This window comes from Novosphingobium hassiacum, assembly GCF_014196055.1.
GTDB classification, from domain to species: Bacteria; Pseudomonadota; Alphaproteobacteria; order Sphingomonadales; family Sphingomonadaceae; genus Novosphingobium; species Novosphingobium hassiacum.
Genome location: NZ_JACICY010000004.1, coordinates 32,492 through 52,217 on the forward strand (window position 1 = coordinate 32,492; position 19,726 = coordinate 52,217).

Genomic DNA, 19,726 nt, shown 5'->3' on the forward strand with positions numbered 1-19,726 from the left:
ACATGTCGCCAGCAGTTCTCGGCTTTGCGATGGTCATCGTATTCATGGTCCTGGTCATGACGCGGCGGATGACGGCGGTTCCGGCGCTGGTCTTCGTCCCGCTGGTCTTCTCCATTCTGTCGGGGCACGGGCTCGAAACCGGATCGATGATGATGGAGGGTGTCTCTCAGGTCTCGACGACCGCGGTGATGCTGATTTTCGCCATCCTGTATTTCGGAATCATGATCGACGCCGGCCTTTTCCAGCCGCTCGTCAATCGCATCATTGCGTGGGTCGGCAACGATCCCGCCCGCGCGACGGTTGGCCATGCCACGCTGGCCAGCGCCGTAGGGCTCGATGGCGATGGCACGACAACGGCTCTGGTGGGCGTGTCGTCGATGCTGCCCGTCTACAAGCGTCTCGGCATCGACGTCATGATATTTGCCGTGATCGGCAGCATGTCCTTTATCATCATGAATATGAGCCCTTGGGGTGGACCTGCGGCGCGCGTCGCTGCGTCACTGCACGTCGACCCTTCAGTTCTCTTCGTACCGATGCTGCCCGTTGCTGTGACGGGGCTAGGCTTCGTCTTCCTGCTCGCCTGGTGGTTCGGTCGCCGCGAGCGCGCGCGGATCGGTCCGATCGATTCCACAACGTTGGTAGTTGGCGACGAAACCCTCGATGCCAAACGCATCGCTGAGATTTTTCAAGCCGATCCGGCCGCCCTGCGCCCCCGGCTGATCTGGTTCAATCTAGCTCTGACACTGGTCCTGATGGTCATGGTGGTGGGCCGCTTCGCCCCGATTCCGATCGTGTTCATGGGCGGGCTCGCCGCTGCACTGGTTTTCAATTACCCCAAGCTTGCCGACCAGCGCGCCCGGCTGACCGCGCACTCCGGCAATGCCCTGAGCGTGGGCATAATGGTGCTGGCTGCTGGTGCATTTACCGGCGTGATGGCCGGCACGGGAATGATTGACGGCATGGCCAAATCAATCATCTATATCCTTCCGCCCGCTGTGGGTCCCTATCTTGCAGTCATTACCGCGCTGCTCTCGATCCCGATGAACTTCTTCCTGTCGAGTGATGCATTCTATTTTGGCGTTGTGCCCGTTCTGGCCGAAACGGCTGGCCACTATGGCATCTCACCCGAGGAAATCGGTCGCGCCTCCTTGCTTGGTCAGCCCGTCCATTCGCTGAGCCCGCTGGTGGCCGCCGTATACCTCAAATGCGCTTTGTTGGGGATCGAGCTCGGGGATCTGCAACGCTTCGCATGGAAATATGCGCTGCTGCTTTGTTTCATTCTAATTGCGGCAGCCTTGGTTTTCGGGGTCATTCCGCTGGCGGCGTAAGCTGTCCATAGATGATCGACGCGATGATTTCATCGAGCGCCACTCCGAAGACTGATCGCTCAATAGTCGGCTGAGCTGGAATGGTAACATGACGGGCGATCGGGGCCATCGCAACCTACGTCTGCTTCGGCAGTTTTCAGGACGGAAGCGGCCAGTCCGCCGCATGCCATCGTTTAACTGCTGTTGGTGACCAGGCAAGCATCCATTGGCAAGCCAAGCTTGATCAGCCAACGGCGGGTTTCGAAGATCAGCCGCAGAGGCGCAAATGTCGGCTTTCAAGGCGCCTGCTGCCAAAGGACAAGCGCCCGATTGAAGCAAACAACCGCTTAATGGATGCGCGTACCCGGGGGCGTTCTAAGCGACTGGCTCGCTACGACCTTGCCGTTCTGCATCTGTCGTCGACTTAAGTGCCGTCCCCGTCGATCATCGTAAGAAATCGTCTTGCGCCCCATCCTTCTTGCATGGTCGGCTCCCGGTCTAAAAAGCCCTGAAACGCGGTCGCGTCCATGGGCCGTGCGAAAAGATAGCCTTGGCCCACCGAACATCCGAGCGCGCGCATGATATCGCGTTCGGCCCCGGTCTCGATTCCTTCGGCGACGACACGGATGCCCAGAGCCGCGCCAAGCTTGACGATGCTCTCGACGATAACCCGCTTGGCTGCACTATGCGCGAGGTCATGCACGAAGCTGCGATCGATCTTGATTTCGCTGATCGGAAAGTTCTCCAGATAGCGCAAGTTTGAAAAGCCAGTGCCGAAGTCGTCGATGGATATCTCGACGCCAAGACTCCGCAGCTTCCCGAACGCGCGGCGGATTTCCTCGGGTTCGGGAACCATCAGACTTTCGGTAAGCTCCAGCGTCAACCATTCCGCCCGGCAGCCTGTCTCGCCCAGCACTTGCTCGACCAGAGCCACCATGTCGCGCCGGGTGAATTCAATCACCGATACGTTGAACGCAAAACGGATCGGCGTGCCGCGGACCCGGTTGACCTGCGCCGCGTACGCCGCGAGCGTGCGCAGTCCCCACGCGCCGATCTCGAGAATTGTGCCCGTTTCTTCAGCAACAGGAATGAAGCGGGTCGGGGACTGGAGGCCGAACGCCCCGTGGTTCCATCGCAACAGTGCCTCGGCCCCGACAACGTCGCCCGACGCCAGATCTATTTGAGGCTGATAGTGAAACAGCAGCTCCTGATTTGAAACAGCGGTCTGCAGATCGCTTGCGAGCCGTATTCGGTTGTGCGCGTCGCGCTCGTCCGCCGCGGCATAGGGCTGCGGAGGATGTCCTGGCATCGCCTTGGATCGTTGCAATGCTGCACCCGCCTGCCGAACAAGCTGGAGGGGGTCCGTACCCGTAAAGCCGATGGAATAGCCGACTGCGAACTGCGCCCCAAGTGATGCGCCGGGCAAAAGGAAGCGTGGCTGGAGCAACCCCAAGACATCGTCGACGAGGACCGCAGCTTTGCCGGCACTGTCGAGTTCGAAGGCAAGCGCGAAACTGTTCGTCCCCACACGCGACGTTGCAACCGCCGGTAACGTCGCGAGGCGCGCGGCCACCGAACGCAGCAGCGCGTCGCCAACATTATAGCCGAACCCATTGTTGACGTCATGAAACCGCAGAATATCGAGCTTGACCACCAGAATGGCGGAGCTGCTGGACTCGAGGATTGATCCCAACCTGTCGAGCAAGCCGTAACGATCGAGCAGGCCGGTCAGGCGATCTATTCCGGATGCGTGCGTCACGTCGCGGATTACCCCAACGAAATGCGTGACCGCACCACTGTAGTCGCGATACGGTGTCAGGCGCAGCGCGTTGCGGAACATCGTTCCATCGCGCCGATAGTTGCGAAGCGTGACGGAACAGGCACGACCTTCGGCCAAAGCAGACCTCATTTCCCTGATTTCGGGCTGCAGTCTGTCACTGCCTTGCAAGTAGCGGCAGTTCTTGCCGATCACTTCCGATGCGGCATAGCCGGTAATTGCCTCGAACGCGGGGTTTACGTGCACTATCGGATGTCCGCGCAGGCGCATGTCTGCGACCAGCACGGCGTCGCTGATATTGTCGAACGCCAGCAGAGATGCAGCGACGGGTGCAGCAAGTTCGTCCGACCGCTTGGTCAGACGGAGCCACCGCAACACGGAGAACAGGAAAGGACGGTGTGCGATGTCCCGGCTTTCATCTGTTTCACCCATCATGGCGCGGATGTGCCCCCGGTGGGGAGAAACATCCTTTAATCGCCGAGTCTGTGTTTGCTGCTCCACGCGTGGCGGGATCAAGTCGCATGTCATCGCCTCCAGTCCTGACGATGCGTTTCTGGTGCCAGCACTTCAATAATTGCGGGGTGGCGATTCAGGACAAATCAGCGGCACTTTCGTCGTCGGCCGCAGCTCCGGAGCCCGCAGTCTGGAAGCGCAATCGATATTGCAGCGGCGTGACGCCGATCCTGCGCAAGAACGCCCGCCTGAGCGTTGTCGTCGATCCGAAGCCTGCGGCATAGGCAATGGCCTTGATGGGCGCTGCGCTTTCTTCCAGTAGGCGTCGGGCGATATCGATCCGGGTCAGTTCGACATAGGCCGCCGGGCTAACACCCAGTTCGGCGCGAAATAGCCGGGCGAGATGGCGCGGACTGACCCTGGCAACTTCGGCAAGCGCCTCTAGTCCCAAATCGGAGCGCGGGTGTTCAAGGATATGCAGCCTGATCCTGTCAATCGGACTGGTGGCAGTGGTCTGCGCTGTCAACGCCGCACTGAACTGCGATTGGCCACCGGGACGCTTCAAAAAGACCACGAGACGGCGCGCAACCCACAAGGCGAGTGCACGGCCATGATCTTCTTCGATCAACGCAAAGGCAAGATCGATCGCTGCAGACACCCCGGCCGAGCAGAACACCGGCCCATCCCGCACGAAGATCCGGTCAAGTTCGACCCGCAGGTCGGGAAAGTCGGCGGCAAGAAGGCCAGCATACTCCCAATGGGTCGTGACACGACGTCCCGCCAGTAACCCGGCATGCGCAAGCAGGAAAGCCCCGGTGCAGGTGGAGCCGTAGCGTCGCGAATTCCCGGCTTGTTCCTGCAGCCACTGCGTGACCGCATCGCTTGGGCGCGGCGGTATGCCGTACGGTCCGGCAACGATCAGCGTGTCGCAGGGCTGGACTGCTTCATGAATGCCGGCGTCGGGGAGATATCTCACTCCGGACGCACTCGCCGCCGCAGCACCTTGTTCAGTCACAAGCTGGATACGATAGGGTCGGCCGGATGCCATCCTGCAGTTCGCCTCGAAAAGCGCGTCGCGGATACCTGCTATTTCAAGCAGATGTACGTTTTCTGGGGCAAAGATTGTGATGAGCACGGCGTCGACTCCGCTCGGCGACAACGCGATGCCGCCTACCTGACAAGGCCTACGCTCCTCGGCCTCCAACGCCTAGAAGCTAGGCGGGATTGTGTGCAGGGCGCACGGCACAATGTTTCCGGCAGTGATCCGACCAAGACACACAGGATTACATCGCGTTCTCTGGTCGACCAATCTTGGTCGCAGGAGAATTATCATGGGACATTCGGATCTTGATGTTGCGGTACACGACCGGCTTCCGTGGAACGCTGGCCAGAACATAGGGCCAAAACGACCGCTCAGGAGGCGGGATATTTGGGCAATCCGCTTCTATCTGGACGAGCACAAACGGCTTCGGGACCGCGCCCTGTTTGACCTTGCAATCGACAGCAAGCTCAGAGGCTGCGATCTGGTAAAGCTCCGCATCGGCGATCTGGTTAGTGGCGGCCACATCCGAAATCGCGCAACGGTCATCCAGCAGAAGACCTCTCGACCTGTGCAGTTTGAAATCATGGCCCAAACTCGAAGTACGCTTGAGCGCTGGCTTGAACGCAGGGGCGGACGCTAAACGATTTCGTGTTTCCGAGCAGGATCGATTACCTTGGCCATGTCAGCACCAGGCAGTACGCTCGCCTGGTCGATGAGTGGGTTTCGGTGGTTGGCCTCGACAGGCGCGATTATGGCACCCACTCTGTGCGACGGACGAAGGCTGCCCTGATCTACAAATCGACCGGCAATCTTAGAGCAGTCCAGATCTTGTTAAGCCACACAAACATCCAGAACACTGTCCGTTACCTCGGCGTCGACGTGGACGACGCAATCACGCTGTCCGAGCGCACGGAAATCTGAGCAAACATGCGGTAGGTTTGAAGGAGCCCGGCAGACCTGCCGCTCTGTGAACCAAGGGCGGGTTTCAATTAGCCCAATTTGGGGCTGGAAGGTCCGGGTTTGCGGCGGCTCCGGACGGTGAGCTAAATGAGTCTGAGTCGGCGAGTGTCGAACACATAAACCTGTTCAGTGACTTCATGGCAGATGAAAACTTATTCTATATTCTACCAATTATATTCTATTTGAATTGCAGTTGTAAACGGGTTATGTGAAATAGCATAAGTAATATTTATAATACATTCCATAATGCGAGTTTATTTAATAATATTATACAGATTCATAGTCGCGATATAGTTGAAAAGAGCCTAATACTATTTCAAACCTCATTTTTCTATAAATGCAAAAAATATTGCAGCATTTTATAGATGAAAATTACGCACGAGCTTTTCGCGCCCATTTTTGCGCTAGTCGTATGTACGTAGACGAAGCACTGCCGCGGACGCACTGCCCTTTTCGCGCTTTGAGAGCGCGCTGCGCAATCCCGATAGAAACTCTCGCTCGGTCGAATAGTCGCTTTTCGTGGCCTCAAAAAGCGGGCCGGATGACGAAAGAGCAATGATCATTTCGTCGCCGAACGGTGCGCCGACCTGGAAGCGGGTTTCTTCGGCGCCGCCAAGACCGATTGTCACCGGCTTCGACCCTACATTGCCGCGAAAGAGCTTAACAGCGCTGCCATCTGCTTGAAGATAGATGACGCTCAGCCAAGGTCGCTCGGCGGATGCGTTTGCCCTGATGCCGAAAATGTCTCCGGATTTCATTGCGATCGGATCGCCCGTCAAAGCCTTACGGTCTGGACTAGCGAGCGCGACCTTCACGCCCTCTAGCGATAATGCGTCCGACAGGGTAAGTTCGGCCTCGCATTGGGGCCAGTGACGAACCCTTACGTCCCAGGCGACGCGCTTGTTCAAAGCAAATGCGTCCTTGCGCAAAGCGGCAACTTCAGCCTCATCGCCGCCAAAACCATTGACTGTAAGCTGCTCACCGTTCCGCACGGCCGTGACTTTGCCGCAAGTAAGCGCCGCAGCTTTGCTTTCGAACGTGGTGTAAGCGTCAACGACTTGGGGCAGCGAAGCTTTGTCGACTGGCACTATGTTTGGCGCAGCCTTTGGCAGGGCCTGAGGGAGCATCTTCATCGCATAGGCTTCGCCTACAAGCAGGCCGAATGTGGTATAATCGATCCATGCATAGCCTGCATCGCCCCAGTGCGTGCCCCATGAATTGATAACGCGGAAAGCTTGCCGGGCTTCGTCGTAGCCCACAACTGCCATGGCATGCCAATTCGTATTCTCAGGCTGCTCATGGCGATAGACCGTATCGCCCTTCAAAGCCTTGAAATCCGCCATCACCGGCATGGCAAAGACGACCGGTTCCCCACGTGATGCCGCACCCTTGATATCGTCAAGCACGACTTTTGAACCGTCGGCACGCCTGGAGCGAGAGATAGCTCGCCAGTCTGAAAGTCTTGCGGCTTTGGCTTTGTCGATGATGGTTGGGGGTGCGGGAATTGCACAGCGCGCGATGTCGTCCGGAAAATCGGAAAGCGCGACTGAGCCTTCGCTCTGTAGCAGTTTGAGCGCGTCGACGATGCGAATGGCACGGTCGCATGCACTGCCGGGCTTGCGCAGTCGGTTGTAGACGTAAGCAGGGCTCATGGGATCGGATTTTGCGGATTTATCGGCAGCGCCATCGGCCAGGAGAAAGGAATAGGCCGCATAAGTCGTCGCCCATGCGACGCAGTTCGGCTGCGCTCCTTGATATCCCGGTTTGGGAAAGAGCGGTGCCAGATCAACTTGCTTGGGAAGGAACGCTCTAAATTGGCCCACTTTTGGCAAAGCTTCGTAATCTGCAGCGGCGATCGGCTCGGCCCCTGTCATGAACACAAGCGCTTCATTGTCAGCTTGTGCCGAGGCAGAATTGGGCTGCAGACTGCCCAAGGCCAGAGCGACTAGTACGCCCTGACAGGTTGCCGGAACCTTGAGCAGCGGTATTTTCACTTCCGAAATCCCCAAATGTCAGATGCCAAGACTATTGGCCAACTTCATCGGCGTTCAGATCTCGGACCACGCGCAAACCGGAATCGTCGCGCTTACGCCCGCCACCTATGGCCAGTCGGTTTGCTGTTCGAAGCTCTGCCGGCGTGCTTTGAAATGATCCGCCGCGCACGATACGCGCCTTGCACGCGGCATCGCTGCAGCCGGTGGTCCATTCCCATGCGTTGCCAACCATCTGGTATAGCCCAAACGCATTCGGCGGATAGGCCGTCACCGCTTCAGGATATCCGCGATATGGAGAGGTTGCCGACCCGCGATAGCTGGCGGTCTGATCGTAATTTGCATCGCTTGGCGCAATCTCATCGCCCCAAGGGAAAACTGAATGAGAATTCGCGCGGGCTGCATATTCCCATTCCAGTTCGGTTGGCACCCGATAGGGCAAGCCGGACTGTACAGATAGCCACGCGACATATGCCTGCGCGTCGTCGAAGCCAATTCCCGTTGCTGGCAGCAATGGGTTCGGGTTTTCCTTCGACCAATCCGCAACCGCGCGACAGGCGCGATCTCTGACGCAGGCAGCCCATTCGCTAATCGTGACTTCGAACACACTTACCGCAAACGGCCGCTCGATCTGCATTTGCCGTTGTATTGGTTCGTCCGCACCGCGGCCAGGCTCGCTCGCCGTCGAGCCAATCGTCGCAGAACCAGCGGGGACCACCTTCAGGTATGGGCAATTTGCGCAATCGTAAAAGCGATCCTGGGCGTTTGCATCGCACGAGACAAAACAGGGTGGCGCGCCCTGCAAGCCGTAGTCGAATGTGGGCTTCTGTAGCGTCTTTCCGCTCTTGAGACCGGCAACCGCTACGCGATCGGAGGTTCGCTTCAACGCATCGGCTATGTTCTGCAACGGGCGACGAACTTCTTCCGCCAAAATTCGAGAAAAGGCGCCGTTATCGAAGGCGACTTGATCCGCGCTTGTCGAGAACGCGACGAGGTACCCCTGATCTGGTCGTAAAGCCGTGTCGGATTCACGCACGATGCGGCGCAAACCTTTGCTGCCCACCACGCCGCTACTTGATTTTGCAGCTTCGGAGACCATTACAGGGTCCCGTGCAATCTCAGGCGGCGCGTCAAGAACGTTCCGGCACATGTCCAGCACGATGAGGATGTTCTTCGCGCCTGAACTTAGAAGATCGCGTGTAAGGCGCGCGCGCGTGAGCGAAACGTGATCGCGGCTCAACTGCGAAGGCGCGTCTACCGGGAGAAGTACGAGATCCCCATAGCTCGTAAGCGCGGCGCCATGACCCGAGAAATAGAGGACGCCGAAGGCGTCAGGCCCGGCGTTGCGTAACGCTTGTCGAAACTCTGCAATCTTCTCTCGCATCTGGACAAGATCCAGGTCGCGATAGGCTTGAACGGGGCCGGTGCCGGTCGAATTGACAAAGCCGGTTGTCGACAACGCAGAAGCCATCCGGTCCCCATCGCTCGCTGTCACAGCGAGTTTGTCGAACTGCCGATAGTTGCCGTTCGCAATGACCAGCGCCAGCCTTGGGGTACTGGCCGCAGCCTGCGCAATCCCGACCTGTCCGACCGAACAAATCAACCATCCGATAATCAGGCAGAAGCGATGCAGGACTCTCATTATTTTGTACGCTTTCGGAACAGAATTTGGGTTACCGTCTGATCTGCGCCATTGATCTGAAGGACGGCATCGTAAGCCTTGATCGCGGAAAAGCGGTCGGTGGGCTGACGCTTGAGCAAGCGTCCCACGAACGAGAAAAATCCGCGGCTCTTCTGACAATACTCTGATCTGGAGATGTTGCCCCCGGAAGCCTTGATCTCTTCCAGCCATCGCCCGATCAACGCAGGGGCATCACTGTCACCTAGCCACGGCACGGCAAAATCAAGCGACACAGTGTCTTTCGCTATCTTCAGCTTGTGCGAAAACTCCCGGTCGAACTTGCTCGCATCCATATTCAAACGACTGATCTTGATATCGGCATTTTCAATCGGCCGTTCACATCGGGCAGGATTGACGACGGGCGCTGCCATCGGCTTGGGCTGACCTTGCAAGATCACGACGCCGCGTTTGACAGCGCCGGGCTCTGCAGGCTTCGATGCTTCGGATTGCTGCGCATTTGTAGCGGAGGGCGAAACAGTCAGGCAAAATGCAACACTCAAGGCAATGGCAGTTTTCATGGACGCACTGTCTCTATAGCTTGGCAAACCTCCCCAGCCGCCGAGGCAACTAGTGCAAAAGGTTTGCGTCGTCTTTGTCACGAGGTTTATGGATTGGTGAAATCCATGCAATCAAAAACTAAGGAAGTGGCAGTGATCAGCACCAAGGCGAGAATCGCTGTCCGGCTTTTAATAGGTTTCTTTATGATTTCCGTCCCGGTTGCCGCCCATGCAGAAGTGCGCGCACTTCTTGTCGGGGTCTCGCAATTTTCGTCTCCCGTGATTTCTGACCTCGAAGGCCCCGCCAACGATCTTTCATCGATGGAAGATTTGGCACGCAAAGAAGGTGCAAGCGATGTCACTGTCTTGCGTGATGGAAACGTGACCCGCACAACAGTCGAGACCGCTCTGCATGCTTTAGGTCTAAGATCGCGGCCAGGCGACTGGATCTTGTTTTATTACTCCGGGCATGGCGCGCAGGCCGAAGCCAAAGTCAAAGGGACCCGGGACGGCGATTTCGATCAATTCCTGCCACTGGCGGGGTTTGACCCCGAAAATCAGGACCCAGAACGATTTATCGTAGACAAGGACATCTACGGATGGCTGTCACGCTATGTTCTGCCAGATGTCCAGATCCTGATGATCGCTGACACCTGCCATTCGGGCACGTTGCACCGCTCGGTCGATACGCGTTCCTACAGGTTTACCCCTCGCCTCGCCCTGCGTGCGGTATCTTCCCAACTACAACTGGTATCGCGGCCAGGTCCGAAGTTTCCGGCGGTGTTGAATTATCAGGACAGGAACACTCTCCCAGGCGACGCGGCGGAGCGGGAGGATCTGTCGAACCTGATCTATATTGCCGCATCCCAGGACGAAGAGCTTGCACAAGAAATGCCGATGCCGACTGAAGAGGGGCCTTCGCGCGGCCTGCTCACTTACGCGTTCGAGCAGGGCCTGACCGAGCGTGGTGCTGACGGCAAAACTTTACTTGCGGATCTGGACGCAGACGGGTCCGTCAGCGCTGCTGAAATATCCATATATGTGGATGGCCAAGTGCGGACGCTGACGGGGCAACGTCAGCGTCCAAAGACGTCCTACGTCAATGGTAAGGAGGTGACCCGACTGTTTGCGTCCTCCAATGTTCAAGCGACACGACCGGTGAGCACGCCGCTGCCCGGCATATTTGCGCAAGATAGACGCGCAACAGCCATGCTGTCCTCACCAGCCGCAACCTGGAAAGTTATGGATTCAGCGCAGGATGCCGATTTTGTGTGGGACTATGCTGCCGGTGCGCTCATCCGCCGATCAGGTGACGTTGTCGCATCGCAAGTGAATTCAACTGCAAAACTGATCGGCGTTTTCGACAAATGGAGCGCGCTCGAAAACCTTCGGCCCATGATCAACGAAGCGCGCGCGCAACTGGCCATCTCGCCACTTCGGGATGGCGCCCGTTATGTCGCCGGAACTTCCGTAAAAATCAGACTTCGCTCATCAGCGACACTGAAGCAAGGTGCTTACGCGACGGTTTTCAATGTCGCTTCGGACGGAACCGTTCAGCGCATCTTTCCGGTCGACGAAGCAGACGGCAAGGGGCAGCTTCAATCCGATGGTGTCCTCTTGTTGATCGAGGCGCAGGTTGTAGAACCATTTGGAGTCGATCACGTCGTAGCTGTGGTTTCGGAAGCCGAGCAGACCGAGTTCCGGCTATTCTTGCAAACACTCGAGGGGCAACGCAGCTTCGGCAAGGTGGTTGAGCCGATAAAGCGCATTCTGGCTGCTGCTCCGGGCCGAAGCAGCGTTTCTATTGCCGAGATATATACAGGTGACCGGCCCTAGGGCAGTTTATTCTCAGCCGGTAGCAATCAGTTCACAATCGATGCAAGCAAGCGCATCAGGGCTGCTTCGTTGGAACAATCCGCCTTGCTGAGCAGCGACTTGATCTGGCCGCGCAGAGTATCAGGCGTTACCTCACGCTCTGAAGCGATGCTTGCACGACCCTGCCCGTTGAACAGGCGCATGGCGATGTCCGCTTCGGCAGACGAAAATCCGTAGAGCATCTGCAAAAATCCGGTAATTCCGGCTCGGTCGCGGCTGGGTGCCCTTGTGATCAGGATGGCCTGTGGCGGTAAGCCGAACTGCCATGGCTGGCGCGGAAGGCGGAACCCTTCAAAAAACAAAGGCGCTTCATCGTTTTCGGCGCCGATGCTGGTGCGGACATGCGGGTGTCCGTGCAAATCGGTCAGCATTTCGCAACAATATTTGAGCGAGAAAGGGCTACCCGCCGCGTGGAGTTCTCCGGCAACCAGCCGCACTTTTCCGCTTCGCACGAGTTCTTCCGCCTTTAAGGTCAGTGCCCGCACATGACCGCGGCCATCAAGGATGAAGGCGGTCGTTTCCATGGCCTCGAATGTACCGGCCAGAAGCCTGGCCTGGTCGTTCTCAAGACGCTCCTGAAGCCGTACGGCACGGCGAGCACTCTCAGCCGCGTGACCAAACCGACGGCGCTGCGCGGGGCGTGTGCGCCCATCCTTGCGCGATCGCAAAATCGCCAACCCTATCAATCCACGATTGTCGATCACCAGATTGGTCTGGCAGCCGTTCGGAATATCGAGCTCAGCGCAGAAATCGACATAGTTTCGCGAAGTCAGTTGCGGGATAACTGCGTCGTAGTGCTCCTCGTGCAGCACCGGATCGTAAGCTCCCCGTCCAATATTCACGTCATTGGCTGCGATGCGGTAGTTTGTTTCGGGAGACGCCCCGCCGGCGTCCAGCGAGCGCAGGATATCATGCTCGGAAAAACCCGTGACAAGATTGAAGGGCATTGTCCGGTCAGCACCGATGCCGATCAACTGACCGTGCGAAGACCCCGTGGCATTAGCCATGGCGTCCAGGGCGTGGAGCCACAGAGCCGGATTGACGGCAGCAGACAAGAACAATTCGTCCCAATCGGGATCAGCGATGTCAGCTTCTCTAAGCGGCGGCATCCAGCACCAGTTGTTGTCGGAACTGCTTGTAATGGTGTTGTCTAGTTTACGCCCGCACGCCGAACAAGCAGCAAATAGCCATAGGTGACTATTTCAAAATCCAAAAATTGAGGATCGGCACCGCCCAATCCCCCTAGGGGGAGATGCACATGAGTAATGAAAATCATTAGGGGATTGCGGGAGTCCAAATTTCATAAGGCTGGTCCTCTGAAAAACAAAATGTCAGCTTACTCAGTGGGTTGAATTCGAACTCTGTGAATTGGGCAGTTCATGGAAAGATTTCGCCGAGAAGCGATATATTTACGACGGGAAATTCGGTGGATCGCACCGTGAAATGGGGGGAATACGTGAAAAAAATCCTTGGTGGAGTGCTGTTCGGAGCGGTGTCGACTCTTGGCTTGGTCGATGACGCAAACGCGCAATCAGTACCAAATTATGGCAACTATGAGGGGCTGGATGGAAACTTCCGGATCGGTGTGCAACTGGCCGCACCTGCATTCGGGCTACCAAATGTCGAGCGCTCGTTCGAGCAATCGACAATCGATGAAATCACAAGCTATCTCGATCCATTCGAGATTGCCGCTTATATCAATCAGCCGACGCTTGGTGCGATCTATTCACAGGTCGGCCGCATAAGTGGCGTGTTCGATCTTCAAGGCGTCCCGGTGATTGCAGGCTACGCTGAAAACAGCAGCGTCTTGACCTTGCGCTTTGTCGATCCTGGCACAGGCAACACGATTTCTGCCGGAGCGGGCAATGTATGTAGCTTCACGTACAACGGCGCCACGCGGCAGGAATCATTCAATCAGTTCGACACTGAAGTCGATGACGGCAGTTCGGCTACAGCCCAACGGATTACGCAATGCCTTGGTACTGCCCGGTCCAGGTTCTCGCCGGTCGACCCGCTGGTTGGCAATCCATTCTCGTTGCAGGGTACCATGGCGCGCAGCGCACTCGATCTTACCGAGGGGGATTCGCTTGTCGAGATCGACCCCGCGGCGGGCGCCAATTCGGCTGGCGATCCGTGGATCATCGGCGGTCAGTTCGCCAGCGGCTCGGCCGGACGCTTCGACATCACCCGGATCGATGCGCGTATAGCAAAGGGCTGGCGCGTGTTCGAGGGCAACCGTGCCCGCCTGAAGCTCGACCTGCCGTTCAGCTTTACGCGGATCAAGGGTGCTACGGCTTATAATGGCCAGATCGGATTGGCGCTCGAGGTTCCAATCAAGACCAACTGGTCGCTCGAGCCGCGCGTTTCCTATGGCATAGTCTATTCCGCCGACCAGGGGTCCGTCGGTCATATCGCTCAAGGGTCGGTGGCTAGTCGTTATGTCATCCGCGGCTTGGGACGTGGCCAATTGGTCATCGGGAACATGGTCGGCTATTCAGCAACGCTGAAAACGCCCGGCGATATCAACCTTAACCCGGACGTGAAGAATTGGCTGTTCCGGAACGGCGCTGCCTATGAACTTCCGTTGAAGATGCGGGTTATGGATCGGGCTACGTCGCTTCGTGCAAGCTACACGTTCACCAATTTTGCCGGTGACAAGCTGTACAACAACAATTTCCACGAAGGCACGATCTCTTTCGGCCTACGGGGCAGGGAAGACACGCCAAAGCAGTTCCGCGACGTGATGCGTCTGATATTCAGCACGGTTCAAGCCAAGGGGTTTTCGACCTACACGGCTGGCCTAGGCTTCCGCTTCTAAGCTAATGCGTGACAGGGGGCCTTCGTCAGTTGCGCTGGCCCCCTTTCCTCATCTTCAGATAAGAGACGCAAGATTTGCCGGTTCGCAGAGCTCGTGATTGATACGGAGAAACGGGATGAAACGATTGGCTAAACAGATGTCAGTAGTCGCGATGGGCGCTCTGGCAATGGCGCAAAGCTCCACCGCCCAAGTTCCGGTGGGCCACGGTGCCTATCATGTGTGCGTTGTGAGCCATGATGCAGCAAGTACGTTCTTTGCGTCCAAGCTGAGTACCGGGGCAGATGCTTCAAACGGTGAGCAGCTTTATGCACGTTTTCTTGCTTGGCTGGTAAAGCAGGGCAAGGCGAGCGCGAGCGATGCGGGCAATTGCTACTTCAAAGACGACGCGGCCTGGATAACGGGTTACGTCGAGCATCTCGATGATGGATGCGAAAATTGCTCGAGGTGGACTATCATCTATACAGAATGGACGCCAGAGACACCGTGAATGGGCCGAGTTTGACTTGCGTGGCAGCCCCATCAGACTGATTTAGAGTTCGGAGGCTAGTTCCAAGAACTCAATAGTCATGGTGTTGTAGGGTCGGATGATATGCGAGATTAGCGGCCATTGGCAGTCACTGTGTGACTCGCCGATGTATGGCGCTAGGCAAAGTCATATAATTGTGAATGAATGGCAGATGTCAACAAGGCTCAATCTGCCGCCGAACGACCGCTTTTCAGGCGACTGCCGACGCAAATGGCGGTGAAATCAAGTCGATCCATCAAGATCCTAGTCTGGGTGTCTCGGCTCAGTGCGAATCAATTTTGTATTGATGACCTGGTCACGAAAACCATCAGATCGGCATGAAATCGGACGCCCTGTCCAACCGCAAGGTTCAGCGGTTGAAAATCCGAACTAAGCCAGATTCCGTCACGAGCCAATGTCACAACGCAATCTGCTGCAGCCAGTTGAACAAGCCATTTTTTTGGACAGTTCACCAACAAGCATGGTGTGCAGACGTTGTAACGTTTGCGCGGCGCAACGCTTTGAAAGTTCTTCGCCTTTTACCCGAAAGAACGGCGTTCCGGCAAAATCACAGCAGGCCTGCAAGCATATCCGGCGCAAACAAGGCAGCAGCTTGGCTGCGATGTCGTGATTGCTTCTCGCGCCGATAGTGACAAAATCATCGAAGAGGGGACACGAAGGCCGGTTGAAGGAATCCGATATGGCCAGGTCCAAGGCAAGTGCGCGCGATGCTCTGATCAGGCTCAGGGCGGAGCGCGAAGAACTCATGAACCGCGAGACGGCGCTGCGCGAGGCCGCCGCAGCCGACCTCAGCAAAGTTCTGCTCGAATGCGGCGCCGAGGTGATGGAACCGGCAAGGCTGCGGCAACTGCTTCGCACATCGATGGCACTTGGCGTCGAAGCCGCTATAGATCGGCTTTCTACTGCCTAACCAAGATGATGGCACATGCCCTTTGACATCCATGTTTCCCTGCTGCGGATACGACAGCGATAAGAATGCTCCGGCAGCGATTGCTGCCGGAGCACTTGGCGATCGAGTGGGGCTGCTAGTCCTCGTCGATATCGGGAGCGCCTTCGTTGCCCGACTGCCGTCCCTTGCTCAGGAAATCGACTGCATCGGCGATGATTTCGCAGCCGTAGCGCTTGGTGCCATCGCGGTCTTCCCACTGGGTGTAGTGGATACGGCCTTCGACAGTGACGAGCTGGCCTTTGCCGCAGTACTTGGCCACATTGCTGCCAAGGCCGTTGAAACAGGTCACGCGGTGGAATTCGCTGTCCTTGGCGGTAAAGCCGTTTTCGTCCTTGTAGGTCTTGCCGTCCTTGCGGGCTGGACGGTCGGTGACGACCGAGATCGTGGTGATGGCGGTTCCGCCTGAGGTGGTGCGGGTTTCGGGATCGCGGGCAATGCGGCCAACGAGGATGACGAGATTGGTCATGGGATCTTCTCCTGATCTGCAGCGCTTGCGGGTTCATTCCCGGCTGCGAACCAGGATGAAGAAGCGGCCCCGGTCGGTCTTGCACCGAAGGGCGTCCCGGACGAACGCAGGGAAACCTCGCCCATGCCACGGGTGGTGCGGGCAGACGCCTCTGCGCAGCAAGGCGGCAACACGGCCGTGCAAGCGCGGGGTTGCAAGACTGTGCCGGGGTTGATTCAAGGCAGGTTCGTCGAGCCGGGATGGACCTCAAGGCAGGTCGATCAGGCCCTTGGAGGCCCTAAATTAAAGCGGATCCACCCGATGGGGTGCTGCCCCCTCCCCGCCCGCCGTCCTCCGGGATTGCCGACGCGCAAACTTCACCAGCATCATGCGCGCGAGGGCAAGGTTCAACAAAGAGACTTCAGCCAGCGAAATGTACCACACGGGAGCAATGTCCACGTGGATCGTCACCGCGAATTGCGCAAGGTCTCGCCACGGTCGGCAAGGTCGGTGGTCAAGCACTCAGGGAAACAACCCGCCAGAACCATACCGGATCAGAATTCCGGTGGCGTATTTGCTCCACGCATAAACGCCGGTCGGACCTGTGTGGTGCGCCTGAGCACGTGGGCTCATGCGTTGCGCATAGCAAGCAGCGGCAGTGCACCCCATGGCGCCGGGTGATTACGTGATCAACGACTGGTTTGCAGCGAAGTGGCGTATAGCTCGCGCGTCATTTCGATGAAGACGTGTCCACATGACGGCTCGCCTTCACCGATCCAAACAGAGCATCGCGTTCTTAAGCGGTATGGCTGGCGCCCGGCTCACGCCGGGGCAGCCCTTGCCTTGGGGTTGGTGCCCAGCGGACCACGACGGTCGACGACCGTGGTTCCACGGCTCTTTGCATCGATGACCAGGCGTTCGAGGACGCCGTTACCCGGAAAGGCGATAAGATATCGCGGATCAAGCGACAGCATGCGCTCGTTACGCTGAAACCCGGCGCGTGCACCCAAACGCAAGTCCAGAGCGAAGACCACTTGCGCAACCTTGTGACGCTCGGCCCAGGAGGAAGCGATGCGATCAACGCCCTTGGTATCGCCGCCATGGACCAGAACGAGGTCGGGCACGCGGTCACGGACCTTGTCGAGCGCTGTCCAGACGTTGTTGGCAAAGGTCAGGATATCGGCCTCGGTACCAGGCTTCATGCGTCCTCCGGCAAAGATGACCGGCGTTCCTTCGGGCATCGCCGCGCGGCGCTTGGCTTCGGCCCGCGCGCGCATGAAGTCCCGGCCCTGAACCAGGGCCGAGGTGAAAGTCGCACCGTGGCTGAACCGTGAACTCGAAGCAGGCTTCCAGGAATGGCCGAACTCGTCGAGGTATAGGGCTGCTGCGATCTCGCGCATTTCCTCAAACGCGATCAGCGCTTGTTCGGCGCATTGTGCCCGTTCCACTTGGACTTCGAGATCGTGGGTGTGCACTTCGGATCCGTCGGCTGTCGCAACGAGGGCTCGGACTTCGTCGGTCGCGCGGTCGAGCGTCCCGGACTTGCGTTCGGCGCAGCGATGAAACAGATTGACGACCGCCCAGCCTAGGTCTTCGGCATCGGCCTCCAAAGCGGTATCGGTGAGCAGGGCGAAAAGTTCGGACCAGACAGCGCTCAGTGTTTGGGCAACGGCATCAGTTGCCGGAAAATCCGTGGTGGTAAGCGGCGCGGGACCGACCGAAAAGCCTGCAAGATCGAGACCGGCGAGCTGTTCTGAAAAGGGCTTGTGCATGTGGTATCTCCTGACGAAGTGGCACCGGTTCCCTTGAGCGCAGGCGCTTGCCTTGCCGCGACCGTTTGGGCGTCAGCGATGATCGTGGTCCCCGAACTTGCTGCCAGATCACGCAGCGACTGGGCGAGCGGTTGCGCGGGCAAGTCGATTGCATGAACGGCGTCGCTTTGCGCGTGCGCCGGGGCTGCGATGGTGATTGCACTGCTAAGCAGAGCGTAGACGATGGCATTGATCGATGGTGTGGACGTCATGATTGCCTCCCTGGCGTCCATCTCAAGGGACGCGCATGAGTTGGGACGGCGACGCGCGAAAAGACCCGCCAGATTTTTTTGGCATGCCTTGCCGGCGAAGACCCACAACCGGCAGGACGCGATCACTCCGCTCGGGAAATGGCGCAGCCGGACATGGGCACAAAGGGCCCGCACCCTCCCCTCTCAGCTGCTTGGGGAAAGCGTCGCGCTGTCAGCGCACGGCGATCAGATGAACACAGGTAATCAGCAGATCGTGATATTTGGCAACTTTCAGCCCAAGCTGCTCAGGAAGATCGCACGACAATCACGCCTGCGCGTTGGTCGATGGCAATACCGCCAAGCGCTTCAAGCGTTTCGACAAAGCCCTGGGGATCGTCGAGCCGTATCGAACCACTGAGCTCGCGGCGGGCCAGCCCTGATCCTTCAAGCCGGATCTGCAGCGCATTGGCATGGTTGAGCAGGCGCACCGCTTGATCGACAAGTTCGGAACGATCCATCTGGCGCTTGCTGCTTACAATGCGGGCCCCGGTCGGGTAGAGGCCGCACGCGGCATACCGCACAACCAGGAAACACCGCATTATGTCCGCACGGTACTGAGCAATTGGAAGCGTTCCGCATCGCAATACAGCGCGATGCACGAAGTTGGAGAATGACGTGAGCCGGCGTATCAGAGCATCGGGAACTTTGACGCAAAGCAGCCGCGGTTGGTTGCTGACAACTGCGGACGATGCGGTGTGGGTTTTGCAATCTGAAACGGAAATCGACCAGCCCATTGGGTCGATCGTAAGCGTGGAAGGCGAAGCAATCGGATACGATCGGCTTCGCCTTGAGTGGATCGGGGCCGCTGCGGCATCGCAGCCCTGATAGCGAAATCCGCTGCGACGTCAGGACAAATTGATATGTCAGACGTCATTACGAAGCTGGGCTAGCCAGGCCTGCCCCAGCAAAACCTTTCCCAGTCAGCCATAAGACCTTTGCGCTTTTCCAGAAAGGTCGTCCTGCGATAAGCTGCTTCGACCTTATTTGAAACGGTGTGTGCCAAGGCGGCTTCTGCGACTTGACCGAGATAGCTCGATTCTGTGGCCGCCCAGTCCCGAAATGCAGACCGAAACCCATGCACGGTGTACTTTAGGTCTCGCTTGCGCAGGATTTGCAGCAGTGTCATATCCGACAGAGGCTTTCTGGCCGTTTGCCCGGGGAACACAAGGTCGTCCGTTTCGCGCTTGAACTTCATAGCCAGTGCCAGCACGGCGATCGCTGCATTGGATAGCGGAACCTGATGCTGAACGCCGGCCTTCATGCGCTCGGCGGGGATAAGCCAGAGCTGATTGCGAAGATCGAACTCCGCCCAGCACGCTCCCCGCACCTCTCCCGATCGGGGC

General features: G+C 57.8%; 17 protein-coding genes and 1 pseudogene. 8 read left to right on the top strand and 10 right to left on the bottom strand.

Translation table 11 applies throughout. The annotated features are described in order from the left end of the window. The first annotated feature begins 2 nt into the window (after positions 1-2). Positions 3-1,328 carry a CitMHS family transporter gene (locus GGQ88_RS09620; protein ID WP_183612957.1) on the top strand — a complete coding sequence of 442 codons (1,326 nt, stop codon included), beginning with the start codon at positions 3-5 and terminating at the stop codon, positions 1,326-1,328. A gap of 403 nt (positions 1,329-1,731) precedes the next feature. Here the strand turns inward: GGQ88_RS09620 and GGQ88_RS09625 are convergent, their stop codons facing one another. Beyond that, positions 1,732-3,519: a putative bifunctional diguanylate cyclase/phosphodiesterase gene (locus GGQ88_RS09625; protein WP_183612958.1), complete on the bottom strand. Its 1,788-nt coding sequence runs from the start codon at positions 3,517-3,519 to the stop codon at positions 1,732-1,734. Between the two features lie 154 nt (positions 3,520-3,673). Continuing rightward, on the bottom strand, positions 3,674-4,672 hold the full coding sequence (locus GGQ88_RS09630) for a helix-turn-helix domain-containing protein (protein ID WP_183612959.1): 999 nt from the start codon (positions 4,670-4,672) through the stop codon (positions 3,674-3,676). A 196-nt stretch (positions 4,673-4,868) separates the two neighbouring features. Here GGQ88_RS09630 and GGQ88_RS09635 point away from each other — a divergent pair. Continuing rightward, positions 4,869-5,500, top strand: a pseudogene (locus GGQ88_RS09635) (tyrosine-type recombinase/integrase). A gap of 443 nt (positions 5,501-5,943) precedes the next feature. Here the strand turns inward: GGQ88_RS09635 and GGQ88_RS09640 are convergent. Genes GGQ88_RS09640 through GGQ88_RS09650 form a run of 3 tightly spaced genes read right to left on the bottom strand, consistent with a single transcriptional unit; the run spans position 5,944 to position 9,729 of the window. Next, positions 5,944-7,533, bottom strand: coding sequence for a C1 family peptidase (locus tag GGQ88_RS09640; protein ID WP_343057153.1), 1,590 nt, complete (start codon positions 7,531-7,533; stop codon positions 5,944-5,946). A gap of 31 nt (positions 7,534-7,564) precedes the next feature. Continuing rightward, positions 7,565-9,172, bottom strand: a complete 1,608-nt coding sequence (locus tag GGQ88_RS09645; RefSeq protein WP_183613216.1) for an SUMF1/EgtB/PvdO family nonheme iron enzyme — start codon at positions 9,170-9,172, stop codon at positions 7,565-7,567. Then, the gene (locus tag GGQ88_RS09650; RefSeq protein WP_183612960.1) at positions 9,172-9,729 is read right to left on the bottom strand and encodes a hypothetical protein; all 558 of its coding nucleotides are present in this window, start codon (positions 9,727-9,729) and stop codon (positions 9,172-9,174) included. Before GGQ88_RS09650 ends, GGQ88_RS09645 begins: the two co-directional genes overlap by 1 nt. A gap of 132 nt (positions 9,730-9,861) precedes the next feature. Between GGQ88_RS09650 and GGQ88_RS09655 the strand changes: the two genes are divergently transcribed. Continuing rightward, on the top strand, positions 9,862-11,544 hold the full coding sequence (locus tag GGQ88_RS09655) for a caspase family protein (protein ID WP_343057154.1): 1,683 nt from the start codon (positions 9,862-9,864) through the stop codon (positions 11,542-11,544). Between the two features lie 26 nt (positions 11,545-11,570). Here GGQ88_RS09655 and GGQ88_RS09660 read toward each other — a convergent pair whose 3' ends face one another. Next, positions 11,571-12,692, bottom strand: a complete 1,122-nt coding sequence (locus GGQ88_RS09660) for a hypothetical protein (protein WP_183612961.1) — start codon at positions 12,690-12,692, stop codon at positions 11,571-11,573. A 347-nt stretch (positions 12,693-13,039) separates the two neighbouring features. On the opposite strand from GGQ88_RS09660, the gene GGQ88_RS09665 reads away from it, so the two are divergent. The 4 genes from GGQ88_RS09665 to GGQ88_RS09680 all read left to right on the top strand — a co-directional run bounded on the left by GGQ88_RS09665 (position 13,040) and on the right by GGQ88_RS09680 (position 15,837). Continuing rightward, a complete protein-coding gene (locus GGQ88_RS09665; protein ID WP_183612962.1) occupies positions 13,040-14,401 on the top strand; it encodes a hypothetical protein in 1,362 nt (453 codons plus the stop codon). A 115-nt stretch (positions 14,402-14,516) separates the two neighbouring features. Next, a complete protein-coding gene (locus GGQ88_RS09670; RefSeq protein ID WP_183612963.1) occupies positions 14,517-14,888 on the top strand; it encodes a hypothetical protein in 372 nt (123 codons plus the stop codon). Positions 14,889-15,321: 433 nt separating this feature from the next. Then, a complete protein-coding gene (locus GGQ88_RS09675) occupies positions 15,322-15,537 on the top strand; it encodes a hypothetical protein (RefSeq protein WP_183612964.1) in 216 nt (71 codons plus the stop codon). A 69-nt stretch (positions 15,538-15,606) separates the two neighbouring features. Further along, the gene (locus GGQ88_RS09680) at positions 15,607-15,837 is read left to right on the top strand and encodes a DUF6437 family protein (RefSeq protein ID WP_183612965.1); all 231 of its coding nucleotides are present in this window, start codon (positions 15,607-15,609) and stop codon (positions 15,835-15,837) included. A gap of 115 nt (positions 15,838-15,952) precedes the next feature. Here the strand turns inward: GGQ88_RS09680 and GGQ88_RS09685 are convergent, their stop codons facing one another. The 3 genes from GGQ88_RS09685 to GGQ88_RS09695 form a co-directional block, all read right to left on the bottom strand. Then, on the bottom strand, positions 15,953-16,342 hold the full coding sequence (locus GGQ88_RS09685; RefSeq protein WP_183612966.1) for a single-stranded DNA-binding protein: 390 nt from the start codon (positions 16,340-16,342) through the stop codon (positions 15,953-15,955). A gap of 800 nt (positions 16,343-17,142) precedes the next feature. Next, on the bottom strand, positions 17,143-18,093 hold the full coding sequence (locus GGQ88_RS09690) for a DUF2493 domain-containing protein (protein ID WP_183612967.1): 951 nt from the start codon (positions 18,091-18,093) through the stop codon (positions 17,143-17,145). Positions 18,094-18,628: 535 nt separating this feature from the next. Next, entirely contained in the window at positions 18,629-18,841 is a 213-nt protein-coding gene (locus GGQ88_RS09695; RefSeq protein ID WP_183612968.1) for a hypothetical protein, read from the bottom strand. Between the two features lie 157 nt (positions 18,842-18,998). Between GGQ88_RS09695 and GGQ88_RS21070 the strand changes: the two genes are divergently transcribed. Beyond that, the gene (locus tag GGQ88_RS21070) at positions 18,999-19,208 is read left to right on the top strand and encodes a DUF5818 domain-containing protein (RefSeq protein ID WP_343057155.1); all 210 of its coding nucleotides are present in this window, start codon (positions 18,999-19,001) and stop codon (positions 19,206-19,208) included. Between the two features lie 61 nt (positions 19,209-19,269). Here GGQ88_RS21070 and GGQ88_RS21275 read toward each other — a convergent pair whose 3' ends face one another. Further along, positions 19,270-19,710, bottom strand: a complete 441-nt coding sequence (locus GGQ88_RS21275) for a tyrosine-type recombinase/integrase (protein ID WP_343057156.1) — start codon at positions 19,708-19,710, stop codon at positions 19,270-19,272. Between the last annotated feature and the right edge of the window lie 16 nt (positions 19,711-19,726).